15 protein-coding genes and 1 pseudogene are annotated in these 16,254 nt (G+C 70.6%); 8 read left to right on the top strand and 8 right to left on the bottom strand.

What is annotated here, in order from left to right; genetic code table 11:
- The coding region (locus COGEMETH_RS15655) for an HAD hydrolase-like protein (protein WP_238183532.1) at positions 1–293 on the top strand (293 nt) is incomplete at its 5' end.
- Positions 294–330: 37 nt separating this feature from the next.
- On the opposite strand, the gene COGEMETH_RS15650 is transcribed toward COGEMETH_RS15655, so the two are convergent.
- Positions 331–1,806: an NCS1 family nucleobase:cation symporter-1 gene (locus COGEMETH_RS15650; RefSeq protein WP_238183531.1), complete on the bottom strand. Its 1,476-nt coding sequence runs from the start codon at positions 1,804–1,806 to the stop codon at positions 331–333.
- A gap of 267 nt (positions 1,807–2,073) precedes the next feature.
- Between COGEMETH_RS15650 and uraH the strand changes: the two genes are divergently transcribed.
- The 3 genes from uraH to COGEMETH_RS15635 all read left to right on the top strand — a co-directional run bounded on the left by uraH (position 2,074) and on the right by COGEMETH_RS15635 (position 4,496).
- The gene (gene uraH, locus COGEMETH_RS15645; RefSeq protein WP_238183533.1) at positions 2,074–2,475 is read left to right on the top strand and encodes a hydroxyisourate hydrolase; all 402 of its coding nucleotides are present in this window, start codon (positions 2,074–2,076) and stop codon (positions 2,473–2,475) included.
- Positions 2,476–2,479: 4 nt separating this feature from the next.
- Positions 2,480–3,061 (top strand): 2-oxo-4-hydroxy-4-carboxy-5-ureidoimidazoline decarboxylase, encoded by a 582-nt coding sequence (uraD, locus tag COGEMETH_RS15640; protein ID WP_238183530.1) that lies wholly within the window; start codon positions 2,480–2,482, stop codon positions 3,059–3,061.
- Positions 3,062–3,284: 223 nt separating this feature from the next.
- Entirely contained in the window at positions 3,285–4,496 is a 1,212-nt protein-coding gene (locus COGEMETH_RS15635) for a hypothetical protein (RefSeq protein WP_238183529.1), read from the top strand.
- Between the two features lie 21 nt (positions 4,497–4,517).
- On the opposite strand, the gene COGEMETH_RS15630 is transcribed toward COGEMETH_RS15635, so the two are convergent.
- Both COGEMETH_RS15630 and COGEMETH_RS15625 read right to left on the bottom strand, forming a co-directional pair.
- Complete coding sequence (locus COGEMETH_RS15630) at positions 4,518–5,228, bottom strand: response regulator (RefSeq protein WP_238183528.1); 711 nt, start codon at positions 5,226–5,228, stop codon at positions 4,518–4,520.
- Positions 5,228–5,782, bottom strand: coding sequence for a MarR family winged helix-turn-helix transcriptional regulator (locus tag COGEMETH_RS15625; RefSeq protein ID WP_373875378.1), 555 nt, complete (start codon positions 5,780–5,782; stop codon positions 5,228–5,230). The genes COGEMETH_RS15630 and COGEMETH_RS15625 overlap by 1 nt, the downstream gene beginning before the upstream one ends.
- Before the next feature lie 184 nt (positions 5,783–5,966).
- On the opposite strand from COGEMETH_RS15625, the gene COGEMETH_RS15620 reads away from it, so the two are divergent.
- From COGEMETH_RS15620 to COGEMETH_RS25620, 4 genes are all read left to right on the top strand, one after another.
- Complete coding sequence (locus COGEMETH_RS15620) at positions 5,967–6,854, top strand: branched-chain amino acid aminotransferase (protein WP_238183526.1); 888 nt, start codon at positions 5,967–5,969, stop codon at positions 6,852–6,854.
- 113 nt (positions 6,855–6,967) lie between these two features.
- Positions 6,968–7,546, top strand: a complete 579-nt coding sequence (locus COGEMETH_RS15615) for a hypothetical protein (protein ID WP_238183525.1) — start codon at positions 6,968–6,970, stop codon at positions 7,544–7,546.
- Between the two features lie 93 nt (positions 7,547–7,639).
- On the top strand, positions 7,640–7,891 hold the full coding sequence (locus COGEMETH_RS15610; protein WP_238183524.1) for a DUF3072 domain-containing protein: 252 nt from the start codon (positions 7,640–7,642) through the stop codon (positions 7,889–7,891).
- A gap of 296 nt (positions 7,892–8,187) precedes the next feature.
- Positions 8,188–8,310 (top strand): hypothetical protein, encoded by a 123-nt coding sequence (locus COGEMETH_RS25620; RefSeq protein ID WP_283214999.1) that lies wholly within the window; start codon positions 8,188–8,190, stop codon positions 8,308–8,310.
- A 9-nt stretch (positions 8,311–8,319) separates the two neighbouring features.
- Here the strand turns inward: COGEMETH_RS25620 and COGEMETH_RS15605 are convergent, their stop codons facing one another.
- The 5 genes and pseudogenes from COGEMETH_RS15605 to COGEMETH_RS15585 all read right to left on the bottom strand — a co-directional run.
- Positions 8,320–9,039 (bottom strand): DUF937 domain-containing protein, encoded by a 720-nt coding sequence (locus tag COGEMETH_RS15605; RefSeq protein WP_238183523.1) that lies wholly within the window; start codon positions 9,037–9,039, stop codon positions 8,320–8,322.
- Positions 9,040–9,183: 144 nt separating this feature from the next.
- Positions 9,184–10,623 (bottom strand): MATE family efflux transporter, encoded by a 1,440-nt coding sequence (locus tag COGEMETH_RS15600; protein WP_238183522.1) that lies wholly within the window; start codon positions 10,621–10,623, stop codon positions 9,184–9,186.
- Complete coding sequence (locus COGEMETH_RS15595; protein WP_238183521.1) at positions 10,616–12,568, bottom strand: monovalent cation:proton antiporter-2 (CPA2) family protein; 1,953 nt, start codon at positions 12,566–12,568, stop codon at positions 10,616–10,618. Before COGEMETH_RS15595 ends, COGEMETH_RS15600 begins: the two co-directional genes overlap by 8 nt.
- A gap of 169 nt (positions 12,569–12,737) precedes the next feature.
- Positions 12,738–15,029 carry an NADP-dependent malic enzyme gene (locus COGEMETH_RS15590; RefSeq protein ID WP_238183520.1) on the bottom strand — a complete coding sequence of 764 codons (2,292 nt, stop codon included), beginning with the start codon at positions 15,027–15,029 and terminating at the stop codon, positions 12,738–12,740.
- Between the two features lie 123 nt (positions 15,030–15,152).
- A pseudogene (locus COGEMETH_RS15585) lies at positions 15,153–16,223 on the bottom strand (dihydrolipoyl dehydrogenase family protein); the annotation flags it as partial.
- Between the last annotated feature and the right edge of the window lie 31 nt (positions 16,224–16,254).

The raw sequence follows: 16,254 nt of genomic DNA, 5'->3' as shown, positions 1-16,254 counted from the left end.
CCTATGCCGGCAAGCCGCACCGGCCGGTCTACGAGGCGGCGCTCGCCAAGGCCGGGGCGCTCGACGGGCGCGAGCCGCCGCCGCTGTCGCGCGTGCTCGCCGTAGGCGACGCCCTGCGCACCGACATCGCCGGGGCGCGGGCCTTCGGCATCCCCAACCTCATGGTCGCCCGCGGCATCCACGCCGAGGAACTCGGCCTCTCGGACGAGGACCGGCGGCTGGGCGACATCGCCGCCTGGCTGGGCGGGCAGGCGTTGCACCCCGACGCGATCATCGAGCGGCTGGTCTGGTAGCGCCGTCCGGCTCCGACGATCGGGCCGGGTCGGACGATCAGGCGACGGCGCCCGCCCGCGGAGCCGCGATCGCAGGGGCCCGGCCCATCAGCAGCACCTGTAGCAGGGCGCCCAGGCTCGCCCCGATCAGCCAGCCCCAGTCGCCGACGTTGGGGACGACGCCGTAGGCGCCGAGCAGGGACAGGCCGATCGAGACCGTGCCCGCGAGCGCGAGCGCGATGAGCGCTTTGCGGTTCCAGCCGCCCTCGAAGTAGAGGGAGCCGTTGGGCGCCATCGTGTAGAGGTCCTCCAGCACCACCTGCTGGCGCTTCACGATGTAGTAGTCGGCCACCATGATCCCGAACATCGGCCCGAGGATCGCGCCGAAGATGCTGACGAAGACCGTGATCGCCTGGGGGCTCTGTACGAACAGCCACGGGCAGACCAGCACTGAGAGGATCGAGGTGATCAGGCCGCCCAGCCGGAAGTCGATCTTCTCCGGGTGCAGGTTGGAGATGTCGTAGGCCGGCGAGACGAAGTTGGCGACGATGTTGATGCCCATCGTCGCCACGATGAAGGTGATGGAGCCCAGCGCCACGACCCACGGGTTGCCGATGCGCTCGACGATCGCCACCGGGTCCATGATCGCCTCGCCGAACACCTTCACCGTGCCGGCGGTGACGACGACCGTGATGATCGCGAACACGATGAAGTTGACCGGAAGGCCCAGGAAGTTACCGACCTTCATCGCCTTCTCGTCGCGGGCGAAGCGCGAGAAGTCACCGAAGTTCAGGAGGAGGGCCGCGAAGTAGGCCACGATCAGCATCGAGGCGTTGGCGATGTGCTTGAGGGTCGAGCCCTCGGCGGGCGGGCCCAGCTGCAGGGACAGGCTCGACAGGCCGGTCTGCGCCACGATCCAGATCGCCAGGGCGAACATCACCAGGTAGACGACCGGCCCGCAGAAATCGATGAACTTGCGGATGGTCTCCATGCCGTTGAGGAAGATCACGAGCTGGAAGAACCACATGAACAGGAAGCTGACCCAGCCCAGCGTCGAGAGCCCGAGGAGGCTGTTGTGGGTGTAGGCCTCCGCCGCCGGCCAGAAGGTCAGGACCAGGACCTGCACGGCCTTCGAGGCGAAGTAGGTCTGCACCCCGTACCAGACGATGCCGACGATGCCCCGCAGGCAGGCGGCGAGGTTGGCGCCCATCACCCCGAAGGACATGCGGGCGACGACGGGAAACGGCGTGCCGTACTTCAGGGACGGGCGGCCGATCAGGTTCATCAGGAAGTAGACGATGGTGATGCCGATCACCATCGCGGCCAGCACCTCCCAGCCGGTCAGCCCGAGGAAGAACAGGCTCGCGGCGAAGGTGTAGCCGCCGACCGAGTGCACGTCCGACATCCACATGGCGAAGATGCTGAACGCCCCCCAGGTCCGGCCCTCCGGCGCGGTCGGTGCGAGGTCGTGGTTGTAGAGCTTGGGATGCGCGCCGGTGACGACGAGGACGGGCGGGCTCGCGTGTCCGGACATGGTTCGGCTCCCTCGGCTCGGGCGGTCGGCTCTGCGCGGACCGGTGATCCTCTCGCCCGCCGATGGTCTGCCGGGCATCGGGGATTAGCAAGTCCGGAGCCAATGTCCGGGCGGGAGCGCACTATTCGCGGAGCCGGCCCCGGCCGGGGCACGCATGCTGCATGGGGGACTACTGGGGCCGGCCCTGTCCGCAGCCGCGGGCACGCCCCGGGGGAAGCATCGATGACCTGGAACACCGTCTCGCGCCGCACGATTGCCGCCGGGCTCATGGCCGCTGCCCTCGCCCTGCCGTCCGCGCGGGCCGTGGCCGACGACACGGGCCGCCTGACCACCCACGTCTTGGACACCGCCAACGGAAAGCCCGCCGGCGGCATGACGATCGACTTCTACGCCAAGGAGGGTGACGGCTACCGCCTGGTCGCGACGACCAAGACCAATCCGGACGGGCGCACCGACAAGCCGCTGCTGGTCGGCGACGCGGTCAAGGTCGGCCAGTACCAGATCGTCTTCCACGTGGCGGAGTACTACGCCAGGATCGGCACCAAGCTCTCCGACCCGCCTTTCCTCGACACGGTCCCGGTGCAGTTCTCGATCTTCGACGCCAAGGCGCATTACCATGTGCCGCTGCTGACCACCCCGTGGAGCTACTCCACCTATCGGGGAAGCTGATCCTTTGCCCGCACCCCTGCTCTACGGCTCCGCCATGATCCTCGGCATCGTCGCCCCCGCCGCCGAGACGGCCCTCGAGATGGCCCGCGTGAACGCGATGGACCGGACCGCCTTCGTCGCGACCTTCGGGGGCGTGTTCGAGAACTCCCCCTGGGTCGCCGCGGGGGCGTTCCCGTCCGCGCCCTTCGCCAGTCCGAGCGCGCTGCACGCGGCGATGATGGGGGTGGTGCGGGCCGCCCCCGAGGCCGACCGGCTGCGGCTCCTCAACGCCCATCCGGAACTGGCCGGCAAGGAGGCGCGGGCCAAGGCGATGACGGACCACTCGGTAGCCGAGCAGGGCAGCGCCGGCCTCGACCGCATGAGTGAGGCCGACTTCGCCCGGTTCGACCGGCTGAACGCGGCCTATCGCGAAAAATTCGGGTTCCCGTTCATCATCGCGGTGCGGGGGCGCAGCCGGGCCGAGATCGTCTCCGAGTTCGAGCGCCGCCTCGCCAACCCGCCCGCCGTCGAGATGGAGGCGGACATCGAGCAGGTCGGCCTGATCACGCGGATGCGGCTGGAGCGCCGGCTCGGGCCGTTCGAGTGAGGGGGCTCGGGCCGAGCATATCCGACAGACCTTGATTTCTGCCCGGCGAAGACTGTCGGGCGGCCTCCGAAATCTTGGGATGCGGTGGCCATCATTGCATCCGTGCGGCTTTCGCGCCATCCTCATCCCGGTGCCGACGGGTCGGTCGATCGCGGGCCTCCCCGGCATCCGCCACGATGCGGCCCCACCCTCGCGGCGTGGGCGGTGTCGGCAGGAGTGGACCGTGGGAACAGCGCGGGTCGCACATCGTCATCCGCCCGTCCTCGACGGCGGGGAGGCGCGCGGCGACATCGTCACCTACCAACGCGACATCCCCCGCACGAACCGCGACGGCATGGAAGCGGAGATGGCGGCCTGGGCCGGCCGCTACGTCAGCCGGGGACGGCGGGCGCAGCTGATGGCCGATGCCCGCGCCAGCGTCGACGACGTCATCAGTTACATCCTGCATGCGCCCCTGCCGATGGCGCTGCCGGCGGACGGTGGGGGCCCGCGCTACCAGGTCTACCTCCACCTCTATTTCGGCATGACCTCGGGCGGCGCCTGGTGGGTGCGCGCGATCAGCTTCGGGATGAGCGAGAGCGCGGCGCACAAGGCCGGCGCGCAGCAGAGCATGACCCGCGACCGGCTCCTGGAGGCCGCCGAGCGGCGCCAGGCGCAGGCGCGGCCGGCGCGGTGGAAGCTCTACTTCGACGCCAGCGACGGCAGCGGCGACTTCGCCCTCGACGCGAAGCTCGGCCAAACGCAGGTGCAATCCCTGATCGACAGCGCCCACGAACTGGCCAAGTCCCTCGAGCCGACGATGAAGAATCCCATCGGCTGGGACGGGGAGACGGACCTATCGCTCGCCTCGGAGGCCACGAAGGCCGTCCTGGGGCCGGTTGCCGGCATGGCCAAGGACCGGCTGGAGACCGTCGCAACCGTCGTGGACCTGGGGGGCAAGGCCTTCGAGAACGCGCAGGCGCGCGACGGCTTCAAGCTCGCGGCCGACGGCATGGACGTGGCGCTGATGGCAGCGACCAAGAACCCGGTCACCGGCCTCGCCTCCGTCATCCTCGGCTCGTTCCTGTCGATCGCCATCGCCAACGACACCGCGCGGGTGGCCCGCGCCCGGGCCAACCTGTTTTCCTTCTACATCGGCGGGTTTTTGCAGAAGCTCACCGACGAGCCCTTCGACCGGCCCAGGGAGTCCGCCCGCAAGGCGATGCACGCGCGAGGCCTCGCGGATGCCGCTGGCTTGAGCCCGGCCTCGGCCTATCAGGTCCAGCTCGCCCTGCTGCACTACGTGGCGACCCACAACGTCGAGAACCAGTGGAGCCTTCAGGACATCGACAAGGGCTGGATCTTCCCGACGCATTACCAGCTCAACTGGAGCCCCGCCCTGCTGGCCCGCGCCTTCGTCTGGCAGATCAACACGCTCCGGTACCTGACCCGGTAGGCATCGATCCGGCTCGCCGGATCAGTCCACCGCCAGCCGGTAGCCGACGCCGCGCACCGTCTGGAGGAAGGTGGGATTGGCCGGGTCCACCTCGGTCTTGCGGCGCAGGCGGTTGATCTGCACGTCCACCGTCCGCTCGGCCGCGGCTCCCCCGCTGCCGGCGAGCAGTTCGCGCTCGACGTTGGCGCCGCCGGCGGTTGCCAGGATCGTCAGGATTTCGCGCTCGCGCTCGGTGATGCGGATCATCTCGTCCTCGCGGCGCAGTTCGCCCCGGTCGATCCGGTAGGAGAAGGGGCCGAAGGTCACGGTCTCGCCGCTGGTCTCCCGACGGGGGCCGGAGGCCCGGTTGATGATGTTGTTGAGCCGGAGCGTGAGCTCGCGCGGCTCGAAGGGCTTGGGCAGGTAGTCGTCGGCGCCGATCTCCAGCCCCATCACCCGGTCGTTGGTGTTGGAGCGGGCGGTGAGCATCAGGATCGGCACCCGCGAGGTCTCGCGCACGCTGCGGGCGTAGCTGAACCCGTCCTCGCCCGGCATCATCACGTCGAGCACCATCGCGTCGAAGACGAGGCTGTGGGCCTTGGCCCGCGCCTCGGCAGCGCTCGCGGCGGCGGTGACGCGGAACCCCTGCTCGGCGAGGTAGCGGGAGAGCAGTTCGCGCAGGCGCCGGTCGTCGTCCACCACGAGGACGTGCGGCGCCTCGTCGGGCAACTCCGCGCGGGCGGCGACGGCCATCAGGCGGCCCCTTGCCCGTGACCCTGGCCGCGGCGGTCCATCAGGCGGCGGACAGCGGCGCGCTCGTCGGGCTCGATCATCGCCATCAGGAACCCTTCCGGAGTGGCCGCGTCGCCGGGGGAGGTCAGCGCGCGGGCGAGCCGCCTTGCCTGCACCCGCGTGAGGTCGGCCGCAAGCTCCGCCCCCCGCCCGGTGCAGAAAAGCAGGCGCTGGCGCCGGTCGCTGGTGCCGGGCTGCTGCGCGACGTAGCCCTGGCCGATCAGGTCCTTGAGCACCCGGTTGAGGCTCTGCTTGGTGATGCGCAGGATGTCGAGCAGCTCGGCGATGGTCAGGCCGGGATAGCGGTCGACGAAGTGCAGCACCCGGTGGTGGGCCCGGCCGAAGCCGTACTCGGCCAGGATGCGGTCCGGGTCGCCGACGAAGTCGCGGTAGGCGAAGAACAGGAGTTCGATCAGGTCGTCGCTGGAGCAGGGCGGGCGGGCGGCCTCGGCCCCGCGGGGGGAGGCGGGGACCGGGCTCGGGCCGGGGCGCGTCACGTCGTCTGCTGATCCCATTCCGTGCCCGATGCCATGCCCGATGCCGCGCCCGAGATAAGTCAGTGTCGTTGACATATTTCAGTCCGGTTGGTACCCGTCAACCCCGTCCGGCCCCCGCTTGAGCGCGCGCTCCGGCTTCGTTATTCCGTCCGCTTTCGTTCGCGCAGCCCCGAACCGCGGCGATCCGAGGAAGACCCGTCCCATGTCCGTGATCCCGTTCGACGAGCGCGAGGGCACCATCTGGTTCGACGGCGCCATGGTGCCGTGGCGGGAGGCCAAGATCCACGTGCTGAGCCACGGTCTCCACTACGGATCGTCGGTGTTCGAGGGCGAGCGTGCCTATGGCGGCCGCATCTTCAAGAGCCTGGAGCATTCCCGGCGGCTGCGCCGCTCGGCCGAACTCCTCGATTTCCAGGTCCCCTACGCGGTGGAGGAGATCGAGGCGGCCAAGGCCCTGGTTCTGAAGACCAGCGGTCTCCAGGACGCCTACCTGCGCCCCGTGGCCTGGCGCGGCTCGGAGATGATGGGCGTGTCCGCGCAGGGTAACACCATCCACCTCGCCATCGCCGCCTGGGAATGGCCGAGCTACTTCGACGCCGCCACCAAGATGAAGGGCATCCGCCTCGACATCGCCGACTATCGCCGGCCGGACCCGCGCACGGCCCCCTGCGCCTCCAAGGCGGCGGGCCTGTACATGATCTGCACGATCTCGAAGCACCGGGCCGAGAACAAGGGCTACGCCGACGCCCTCATGCTCGACTTCGAGGACAACGTCGCCGAGTGCACCGGCGCCAACGTGTTCTTCCTCGAGGACGGCGTGCTCCACACCCCCCGGGCCGACCGCTTCCTCGACGGCATCACCCGCCAGACCGTGATCGACCTCGCGCGGCGGCGCGGCATCGAGGTGGTGGAGCGCCGCATCCGCCCCGAGGAGATGACGGGCTTCTCCGAGTGCTTCATCACCGGTTCTGCCGCCGAGGTGACGCCGGTCTCCGAGATCGGCCCCTACCGCTTCACGCCGGGCGCCGTCACCAAGACGCTGATGGACGATTACCTCGCCGAGGTGCAGCCCAAGGCGCAGGCCGCCTGAGGCCACGCGGGCCGGCCGGCGCGCCGCGTCGGTCGGCCCGACGACATCCGCCTGCAACGCGGCGGCCCTATCGTTCGGGCGGCGCATGAGGCGCGCTGTCGATGGGGCCTGCCGTGGCCGTTCCGTTCTCCGCCCGCCTTGCGGTCCGCGCCTGCGCCATGGCGCTCGTCCTCGGACCCGTCGCGGCGTCCGCGGCCGGGCCTGCCGGCAATCGGGGGCCTGCCAGCACCTATACCCGTCACGATTTCAGCCGCTGCGCAGTGCGGCCCTCGCCGCATCCCGACGTCGTGGAGGTCCGCGCCTGTGCGGGACTGGACGGCATAGCCGTGGTCTGGACGGGCGAGCCCGATGCGAGTTCCCTCGGCTTCGGGACGGCCGAGGCCGTGGACGCGCCGATTCCCGGCCTCGACACGTTCCATGAGGTGCGCGGCCTGGTGGAATGGCGCGGCCCACGGCTCGGCGGCCGGATCAGGCCGATCGCCGCCATCGTGCGCTACGATACGGGTCCGTCCATCGGCCGCCTCGGGGCGAGCCGGCTCGTCCTCTACCGGCTGACGCCCCGCCGGGCCTCCTGCGTGATGGGCGTCGTGAAGGCCACCGCACCCGGTGCGAACGCCGCGGCGCGGGAGATCGTCGACCGCCGCGCCGTTCGGTTCGTATGCGGCCGGGACAAGGCCGTTTCCCCGTCCTGACGCCGGAGGGGCGGGAGGGAGTCTCGACCCGGCAGGGAACCGGCCGGACACCCCGGCGTTGGTCGGAACATTTGTAGAACGAAAGGTTCCGTCATGGCGAAGGCCGCCGAGAAGACCGCATCGAGCGCGGACAACCCGAAGACCGATCCGAAGGACACCTCCAACCAGATCAAGGACCCGGACCAGTGGACCACGGGCGGCGAACCGATGACCGGCGCGCAGGCCTCCTATCTCAAGACCCTGTCCGAGGAGACCAAGGAGCCCAAGGCCTTCGATCCCGACCTCGACAAGGCCGAGGCCTCCAAGCGCATCGACGCCCTGCGCAAGGAAGCCGGGCACGGCTGACCTCTGTGGCAGCCGTCCTGCCGCCTCCGTGATCCCCGGCGGCGCGGACCAAGCAGGTCCGCGCCGTATGCGTGTCGGGATTCGGCGATCCCCTTAAACGATCCGCAATGGAATCCCCCTACCGTCCGACTCGGCCTCGTGGGCCAGTGAGGCGGTCGTTCATGGGAAAGCCGATCATCGGTGAGGAGGGGCCGGCCGTTCAGGACGATTCGGACCGTCATCGGGACCCCGCGTGCCCCTGCCGGGACGCATCCCGATTCGGCCGGTTCCTGCGCGACGCGCGCGGCGGAACGGCCATGGAATACGCGATGATCGGCGCCCTCATCTTCGCCGTGGCGGCCGGCAGCATCCGCCTCTACGGCTCGAAGGTGAACGACGTCTACGCCCGCATCGGCAACGCCGCCGCGCAGATCAACTGACGGGCCTGCCTACCGGCCCCCGGAGGAATCAGGCGGCGCGCGTCCGCGCCTGGGCTTCGGCGCCGGCTCCTCCGGACTCCCCGCGGCGGACGGTGCGACCGGGGGCGGGGCGGACGGCTTGGACGCCTCCGACCAGAAGGCGTCGAACAGGCCCTGGATCGCCTTGACGTTCTGCTCCTGGACCTCGGCTCCGGTCTTGAGCATCTGCTGGAGCATGTCGCGTCCGGCATCCGCCGAATCCTTCTCCGCAGGCTTCGTCCCGGCCCGGACCTGGGGGGCGGGCGCGGGCTTCGGGCGCTGGGGCGCGGCCTCGTTCGGCGGCATGAACGCCTTGAGCATGTCGGCCCAGACCGGATTGACCGGGAACGGGCTGGCGGCCGGTGCCGGCGCCGGCGCGCGCGCGGCCTCCGGCTGGTTGAGCAGCATGTGGACCACGCTCGCCACCACGGCGCCTGCCATCATCGGCAGCATCTGGCGCAGCACCTGCGAACCCACGCCGCTCGCGCTCGATGCCTGATGCAGGATGGCCTGTGTCAGCATCGGCGAGCCGAACAGGTTGGCGAGACCCGTCGGATCGTCGGGGGCCTTGCGCTGCAGGCCGATGGCGAAGACCGGGAGCAGGGCCTCCATGGCCTTGCGGGTCTGTTCGGGCGTGATCCCGAACTGCTGGCCCATGGTCTGCATCCCGGCGCCGCCCGGCATCTGGAGCATGTCGATCGGGTTGAACATGGCACTCGGACCTGAGCTTCTCGCGACCCCGGCGGACGTGTCGCCCGCAGAGCCCTTGATCGGCCGAAGTCTAGACCTTTCCAGCGGCAAATGACCAGTTGTGGTCGCTGTTTGGCGACGAAGGCCTGCGGACCGCACAGGTTTTCAGACCATCGCCCCCGTCTGCGGGGTCTCGGCGGCCTGGTCGGCCGCGACGGGCCGCGCGTCGGGACGGTCCGGGCCCGCGCGGCCCTCCAGCAGCGTAATCGTGCGCAAGGCGAGCACGATGCCCAGCGTGCCGAACAGGAGCGAGCCCGCACCGACACCGGCGATGACGCCGCGCGGCCCGTAATAGGCCGCGCCCAGCAGCGCCGGCGGCATGGTGCCGAACGTCGCCCGGCCCCAGTTCAGCAGGGTCGAGCGGACCGGGAAGCCGAGGTTGTTGAACGAGGCGTTGCCGAGGAACAGGAGCCCGTTGAAGAACCAGATCCCGCCGGCCACGAGGCAGAAGAAGCCGAACAGGTCGGCCGCCACGCCCTGCAGTTCGAACAGGCGCATCAGCGGCTCACGGGTCAGCACCAGGGCGAGCCAGACGACCGCGACGTAGGCGAGGGTGACGAGGATGCCGTCCCGCAGCACCCCCCGCATCCGGTCGAAGCGGCCCGCGCCCCAGTTCTGGCCGAGGATCGGCCCGATCGCGCCGGACAGGGCGAACAGGCCGCCGAAGGCCACCGGCGTGAGCCGGTCGGTGACGGCGTTGGCCGCCACGGCCTCCGCGCCGAACCGGGCGAGCACGTGGGCGAGGAAGGCGCTCGCCACGGAAGGGGCGAGGTTGGTGAGCACCGCCGGCAGGGCGATCCGGAACAGGACGGGCGCGTCCGCTAGCACGTGGTCGAACCGCGGCCGGGCCAGCATCCCGCGCACCGAGACCCCGTACCAGCCGATCAGGGCGAAGGTCGCCCGCGCGACGCATACCGTGATCGCCGCCCCGTCGACCCCGAGGCCGGCCCCGAAGATCAGCAGCGGGTCGAGGCCGGCGGTGACGATGGCGCCGCCCAGCGTCACGAACATGGCCTGTCGGGCCGCGCCGACGGCCCGCAGCAGGCCGGAGAACATCATTCCGGGCCCCATCAGCACGTTCGAGGGCAGGGCGACCCAGAGGAAGCGTTCGGCCACGCGCAGGGCCTCGCCCTCGGCGCCGATCGCCCGCAGCATCGGGTCGGCCACGGGCAGCATCACCGCGACGAGCGCACCTGAGACGAGCGTCCCGAGGAGCGTGGCCGAGGTCGCCAGCCGGCGTGCGCCGACCGAATCCCCCGATCCGATCGCCCGCGAGACCAGGGCGCCGGCCGCGATCATCAGGCCGATGTTGATGGCGATGGCGAAGAACTGGATGATCGAGGCGAAGCCCACCGCCGCGGTGAGCTGCGGGTCTCCGAGCTTCGAGACGTAGAGCAGCGAGAGCAGGTCCACGACGAAGATCGCCATCAGCCCGACCGAGCCGGTGGCGCTCATCACCACGACGTGGCGCAGGATCGAGCCGGTGACGAAGCGGCCCGCCTCTCCCGTCGCCGCCTCCGCCGCCTTCACCGGGGCCTCAGCCATCCCGGCGGGCGCCTTCCGTCTCCAGGGCCGGCTCCTCCTCGTCGGGCTCCGCCTGTCGCTCGGGGGCGGGCTTCTCCAGCATCCGCTCGGCCGCCTCGCGCCGGTCGTGGCCGATGATGTCGCGGGTCTCGGCGCTGAGGGCACGGGACGGACGCTGCGGCACGGTCAGCGGCTCGGGCTTGATCTCCGGGGCCGCCACGCCGCGCAGCCAGCCGGTGCCTTCGGGCAGCGCGCCCGCCTGCTGGAGCACGAGGCGGGCGACGTCGCGCTTGCGCACGTCCTCGGCCCGCGCCGCCGCGGCCTCGGGCTGGAGCCCGAGGCCTTCCAGGGTGGCGCGGCCGAAGGCGAGGGCCGATTCCGAGGTCTCGCGCAACTGGTAGTCCACGTCCCGGTTCATCAGCTCGACGGCGTGCATGCGGTCGTAGGCCCGTACGTAGGTGCGCACGGCCGAGAATTCCTCGTGCACGATGTCGACGATCTTGAGCGCGGCGTCCGGGTCGTCGACGCAGACGCAGACCAGTTCCACCCGGCCGATGCCGGCCGCGCGCAGCACGTCCAGTCGCGTGCCGTCGCCGTAATAGATCCGGAAACCGAAGCGGGAGGCCGAGCGGATCTGCTCCACGTCCTTGTCGATCACCGTGACGTTGATGCCCTCGGCCAGGAGGACCTGGGTCAGGATCTGGCCGAAGCGGCCGAAGCCGATCACCAGGACGCGGGCCTCGGCGCTCTCGATCACGTCGGTGGCCGGCTCCGGCAGGTCCGGGCGGGCGCGGGCCAGCACCAGGTCGAGTCCCTTGGCAGCCACGGGGCCGATCAGCATGGTCAGCGCCGCCAGTGCCACGGCAAAGCGCGTCGCGGTGGCGTCGGTGAGCCCGAGCCCTTCCGCCTGCGGCAGCAACACGAAGGCGAACTCGCCGGCCGGGGCCAGCACCGCCGCGCCGCGGAGCGCATCGAGCCAGGGCGACCCGAACAGGCGGAACAGGCCGGCCACCAGTGCGACCTTCACCAGGATCGCGGCGAAGGTCGCCCCGAACAGGGCCGGCCAGACCGCGCGCACGAGCCCACCGTCGATCGACATGCCGACGCTCATGAAGAACAGGCCGAGCAGCATGCCGCGGAACGGCTCGATGTCGGCCTCCAGCTGGTGGCGGAAGTTCGATTCCGCGAGCAGGATGCCGGCCAGGAACGCCCCCATCGCCATCGACAGGCCGACCACCTGCATCAGCATGGCGGTGCCGAGCACGACGAGGAGGGCGGCGGCCGTCATCACCTCGCGGGCGCCGCTGGCGGCCAGCAGCCGGAAGAACGGGTTGAGGCCGTAGCGCCCGACCAGCACCACCGCGGCGATGGCGCCGAGCACCTTGGCCGTAGAGAGGGCCGCCTCGCCGAGCCACGGGGCGTTGCCGCCCCCGCCCGCCGAGGCGAGCAGCGGCATCAGCGCGAGGATGCCGACCACCGAGAGGTCCTGGAACAGCAGCACCGCGAAGGCGCGCGCGCCGTAGGGGGTGCCGAGGTCGCCGCGCTCCTCCAGCAGCTGGAGCGCCACCGCGGTGGCCGAGAGCGCGAGCGCGATGCCGATCACCGTGGCGGCGGCCATGGGCAGGCCGAACAGCACGCCCGCCCCCCCGAGCAGGAGCGAGCAGAGCAGGAGCTGGGCCGTGCCGAGGCCGAAGATGTCGCGCCGCATGGAGACGAGCTGCGACAGGTGCAGTTCCAGCCCGACGATGAACAGCAGCAGCACCACGCCGATCTCGGCGACGCTTGCGGCGGTCTCGGGCTCGTGGATCAGCGAGAAGCAGGCCGGCCCGATCAGCACGCCGGCCACGAGGTAGCCCAGTACGGCGCTCTGGCCGATCAGCCGGAAGATCGGCACGCCGATCACGGCCGCCGACAGGAAGGTCAGGACCGGTGGCAGGAAGCTCGCGTGTTCGCTCGGGCTCGCCATGGGGGCCTCGTCGCGGGGACGGCGTCGCGCCGACGGACGGATGACCGCACGGACCCGTGATCCGTGCGGCCATGAGCCCTTAGCGCGGACGGACCGGCAGTGCGAGCCTCGCGCGGGTGCCGTTCGTCACCCGCGTGTCGCGCCGCCTTCCACCGCCCGTGCCGGCCGGTCAGACCGCGCCGGGCTTGAGCCGGGCTGCGGCGGCGGTGGCGGTGAGGGCCGTCATGTTGACGATCCCGCGCACGGTCGTGGTGTGGCTGAGGATGTGCACGGGCTGGGCCGCGCCCAGCAGCATCGGGCCGACGCTGATGCCGTGGCCTGCCACCACCTTGAGGGCGTTGAGGGTAATGTTGGCCGCGTCGAGGTTGGGCATCACCAGGAGGTTGGCCTCGCCCTTGAGCCGGGATTCGGGGAACACGCCGTCAAGCAGCGGATGGCTGAGCGCCGCATCCGCCTGCATCTCGCCGTCGACCTCGAGGTCGGGCGCCCGCTCCAGGATCAGGGCCAGGGCGTCGCGCATCTTCTGGGCCGACGCGTTGGTGGCCGTGCCGAAGCTCGAATGGGAGACCAGCGCCACCCGCGGCGTCTGGCCGAAGCGGCGCATCTCCTCGGCCGCCAGCAGGGTCATCCCCGCGATCTCGGACGCCGAGGGGTCGAGGTGGATGTAGGGGTCGCAGATGAACAGGGTGTGCTGCGGCAGCTGCAGCAGGCTCATCGCGGCCAGCGCATCGACGCCGGGGCCGGTGCCGATCACCTGACGGATATGGCGTAAGTGGCTGTGATACGAGCCGAAGCCGCCGCAGAGCAGGCCATCCACGCGCCCGAAGCGCAACAGCATCGCCCCGACGAGCGTCGGATTGCGCCGCGCCTCCGCCCGCGCCATCTCGCGCGACAGGCCGTTGCGGTTGCGCAGGGCGTAGTAGCCCTCGGCGGCCTCCGCCTGGAACTGGTCGTCGCCGATGGAGACCACCTCCACGTCGCGGCCGACCTCGATGCGCAGGCCGAGGTCGCGCATCTTGTGAGCAATCGTGTCCGGCCGCCCGATCAGGACGGGGCGCGCGAGCCCCTCGTCCACGATCACCTGCGCCGCGCGCAGCACCCGATCGTTCTCCCCTTCCGAGAAGGCGATCCGGCGCTGCGCGGCCTCGACGGCGGCCGCGAAGACCGGCTGCATCACCGTGCCGGAGGTGTAGACCACCCGCTCCAGGGAGCGGCGATAGGCGTCGAGGTCGGCGAGCGGCCGCGTGGCGACGCCGCTCTCCATCGCGGCCAGCGCCACGGCGGGGGCGATCTTGGTGATCAGCCGCGGGTCGAACGGCCGCGGGATCAGGTAGTCGGGGCCGAAGCTGACCTCCTGCGTGCCGTAGGCGGCCGTGACCACGTCCGACTGCTCGGCCTGGGCGAGGTCGGCGATGGCGTGGACGGCGGCGAGCTTCATCGCCTCGTTGATCGTCGTGGCGCCGACGTCGAGGGCGCCGCGGAAGATGAACGGGAAGCACAGGACGTTGTTGACCTGGTTCGGGTAGTCCGAACGGCCGGTGGCGATGATCGCGTCGGGGCGCACGGCGCGGGCGGCGTCCGGGCTGATCTCCGGATCGGGGTTGGCGAGCGCCAGGATCAGCGGCCGCTCGGCCATGCCGCGCACCATGTCCTGGGTTACGACGTTGGCGGCCGAGACGCCGAGGAAGATGTCGGCGCCGGGCATGACCTCGCCGAGCTTGCGCGCCGCTGTGTCGCGGGCATAGGCCGCCTTCTGCGGGTCCATCAGGCTGGTGCGGCCCTGGTAGACCACGCCCTCGATGTCGCTGACCGTGATGTGCTCCCGCGGCAGGCCGAGGAAGACCAGGAGGTTCAGGCAGGCGATGGCCGCCGAGCCCGCCCCCGAGCAGACGAGGGTGACGTCCTCGATGCGCTTGCCCGCGACCTTGAGCCCGTTGAGGATCGCCGCCGCGACGATGATCGCGGTGCCGTGCTGGTCGTCGTGGAAGACCGGGATCTTCATCCGCTCGCGCAGGCGCGCCTCGATCTCGAAGCATTCCGGCGCCTTGATGTCCTCCAGGTTGATCCCGCCGAAGGTCGGCTCCAGGCTGGCGATGATCTCGATCAGCTTGTCGGGATCGGTCTCGTCGATCTCGATGTCGAATACGTCGATGCCGGCGAACTTCTGGAACAGGCAGCCCTTGCCCTCCATAACCGGCTTGCCGGCGAGCGCGCCGATGTTGCCGAGCCCCAGCACCGCCGTGCCGTTGGTGATGACGCCCACGAGGTTCTGGCGCGAGGTCATCTCGGCCGCCTGGAGCGGATCGCGCTTGATCGCGAGGCAGGCGGCGGCGACGCCCGGTGAGTAGGCCAGGGCGAGGTCGCGCTGCGTGGCCATGGCCTTCGTCGGCAGCACCGCGATCTTTCCGGGCTTCGGAAGGCGGTGATAGTCGAGGGCAGCCTTCTCGAGCTGTTCGTCCACGGGCAACCTCCTGATTTTTTGTGCTTTTTTACGCGACGCATACGTCCCGCGGACGACCGGGGCGGTTCCCCGCTCCGGTCTCCTGCATCGCCGTGCCGCCCCGGTGTGGCGGCGGAGGCCGGCTCAGGCCGGCGGACGGTGCGGCTTCTTGGGCATGTACAGGTCGGTGATCGTGCCCTCGAACGCCTCGGCCGCCAGACCCACCGTCTCCGACAGGGTCGGGTGCGGGTGGATGGTCAGCCCGATGTCCTCGGCATCCGCGCCCATCTCGATGGCGAGTGCTGCCTCCGCGATCAGGTCGCCCGCCGAGGGGCCGACGATGCCGCAGCCGAGGATGCGGTCGGTGGCCTCGTCGAACAGCACCTTGGTCAGACCCTCGTCGCGCCCGAGCGCCAGGGAGCGCCCGGAGGCGGCCCAGGGGAACACGCCCTTGCCGACCTTGATGCCCTTAGCCTTGGCCTCGTTCTCGGTGAGCCCGACCCAGGCGACCTCCGGATCGGTATAGGCCACCGAGGGGATCACCTTGGCGTCGAAGAAGCTGTTCTTGCCGGACGCCGTCTCGGCCGCGACCTTGGCTTCGTGCGTCGCCTTGTGGGCCAGCATCGGCTGGCCGACCACGTCGCCGATGGCGAAGATGTGGGCGACGTTGGTGCGCATCTGCCGGTCGACCGGGATGAAGCCCCGCTCGTCCACGACCACGCCCGCCGCCTCCGCACCGACCAGCTTGCCGTTCGGGCGGCGCCCGACCGAGACCAGGATCTTATCGAAGGTGTCGGTGGCCGGCGCCGAGCCGCCCTCGAAGCTCACCTTCAGGCCCTCGGGCGTCGCCTCGACGTTGGTGACCTTGGCCTTGAGGTGGATCGCCTCGTACTGCTTGGAGATCCGCTTCATCAGCGGCGTGACCATGTCCTTGTCCGCGCCGGGGATGATCTGGTCCATCAGCTCGACGATCGTCACCTTGGCGCCGAGCGCGTGGTAGACGGTCGCCATCTCCAGTCCGATGATGCCGCCGCCGATCACCAGCATGCGGCCGGGGATGCCGTCGAGCTCGAGCGCGCCCGTGGAGTCGATGACCCGCGGGTCGTCGTGCGGGATGAACGGCATCTTGATCGGCTCGGAGCCGGCCGCGATGATCGCTTGGTCGAAGCCGATCACCGTCTTCTTGCCCTCGTGTTCGACCTCGACCTGGTTCGGGCCGCTTCGTCAGCCCGAACCAGGTCGAGGT

It is taken from the genome of Methylobacterium trifolii, from assembly GCF_022179685.1.
Lineage (GTDB): Bacteria > Pseudomonadota > Alphaproteobacteria > Rhizobiales > Beijerinckiaceae > Methylobacterium > Methylobacterium trifolii.
The sequence above is the reverse complement of the archived record's forward strand: the minus strand, read 5'-3'. Positions and strand labels throughout refer to the sequence as shown.

Bases quoted from the DNA above. Each gene is read 5' to 3' on its own strand.
- COGEMETH_RS15595 (WP_238183521.1), bottom strand. From the start codon at position 12,568: ATGGCGAGCCCGAGCGAACACGCGAGCTTCCTGCCACCGGTCCTGACC.
- COGEMETH_RS15630 (WP_238183528.1), bottom strand. From the start codon at position 5,228: ATGGCCGTCGCCGCCCGCGCGGAGTTGCCCGACGAGGCGCCGCACGTC.
- COGEMETH_RS15650 (WP_238183531.1), bottom strand. From the start codon at position 1,806: ATGTCCGGACACGCGAGCCCGCCCGTCCTCGTCGTCACCGGCGCGCAT.
- COGEMETH_RS15625 (WP_373875378.1), bottom strand. From the start codon at position 5,782: ATGGGATCAGCAGACGACGTGACGCGCCCCGGCCCGAGCCCGGTCCCC.
- COGEMETH_RS15605 (WP_238183523.1), bottom strand. From the start codon at position 9,039: ATGTTCAACCCGATCGACATGCTCCAGATGCCGGGCGGCGCCGGGATG.
- COGEMETH_RS15620 (WP_238183526.1), top strand. From the start codon at position 5,967: ATGTCCGTGATCCCGTTCGACGAGCGCGAGGGCACCATCTGGTTCGAC.
- COGEMETH_RS25620 (WP_283214999.1), top strand. From the start codon at position 8,188: ATGGAATACGCGATGATCGGCGCCCTCATCTTCGCCGTGGCGGCCGGC.
- COGEMETH_RS15600 (WP_238183522.1), bottom strand. From the start codon at position 10,623: ATGGCTGAGGCCCCGGTGAAGGCGGCGGAGGCGGCGACGGGAGAGGCG.
- COGEMETH_RS15610 (WP_238183524.1), top strand. From the start codon at position 7,640: ATGGCGAAGGCCGCCGAGAAGACCGCATCGAGCGCGGACAACCCGAAG.
- uraH (WP_238183533.1), top strand. From the start codon at position 2,074: ATGGCCGCTGCCCTCGCCCTGCCGTCCGCGCGGGCCGTGGCCGACGAC.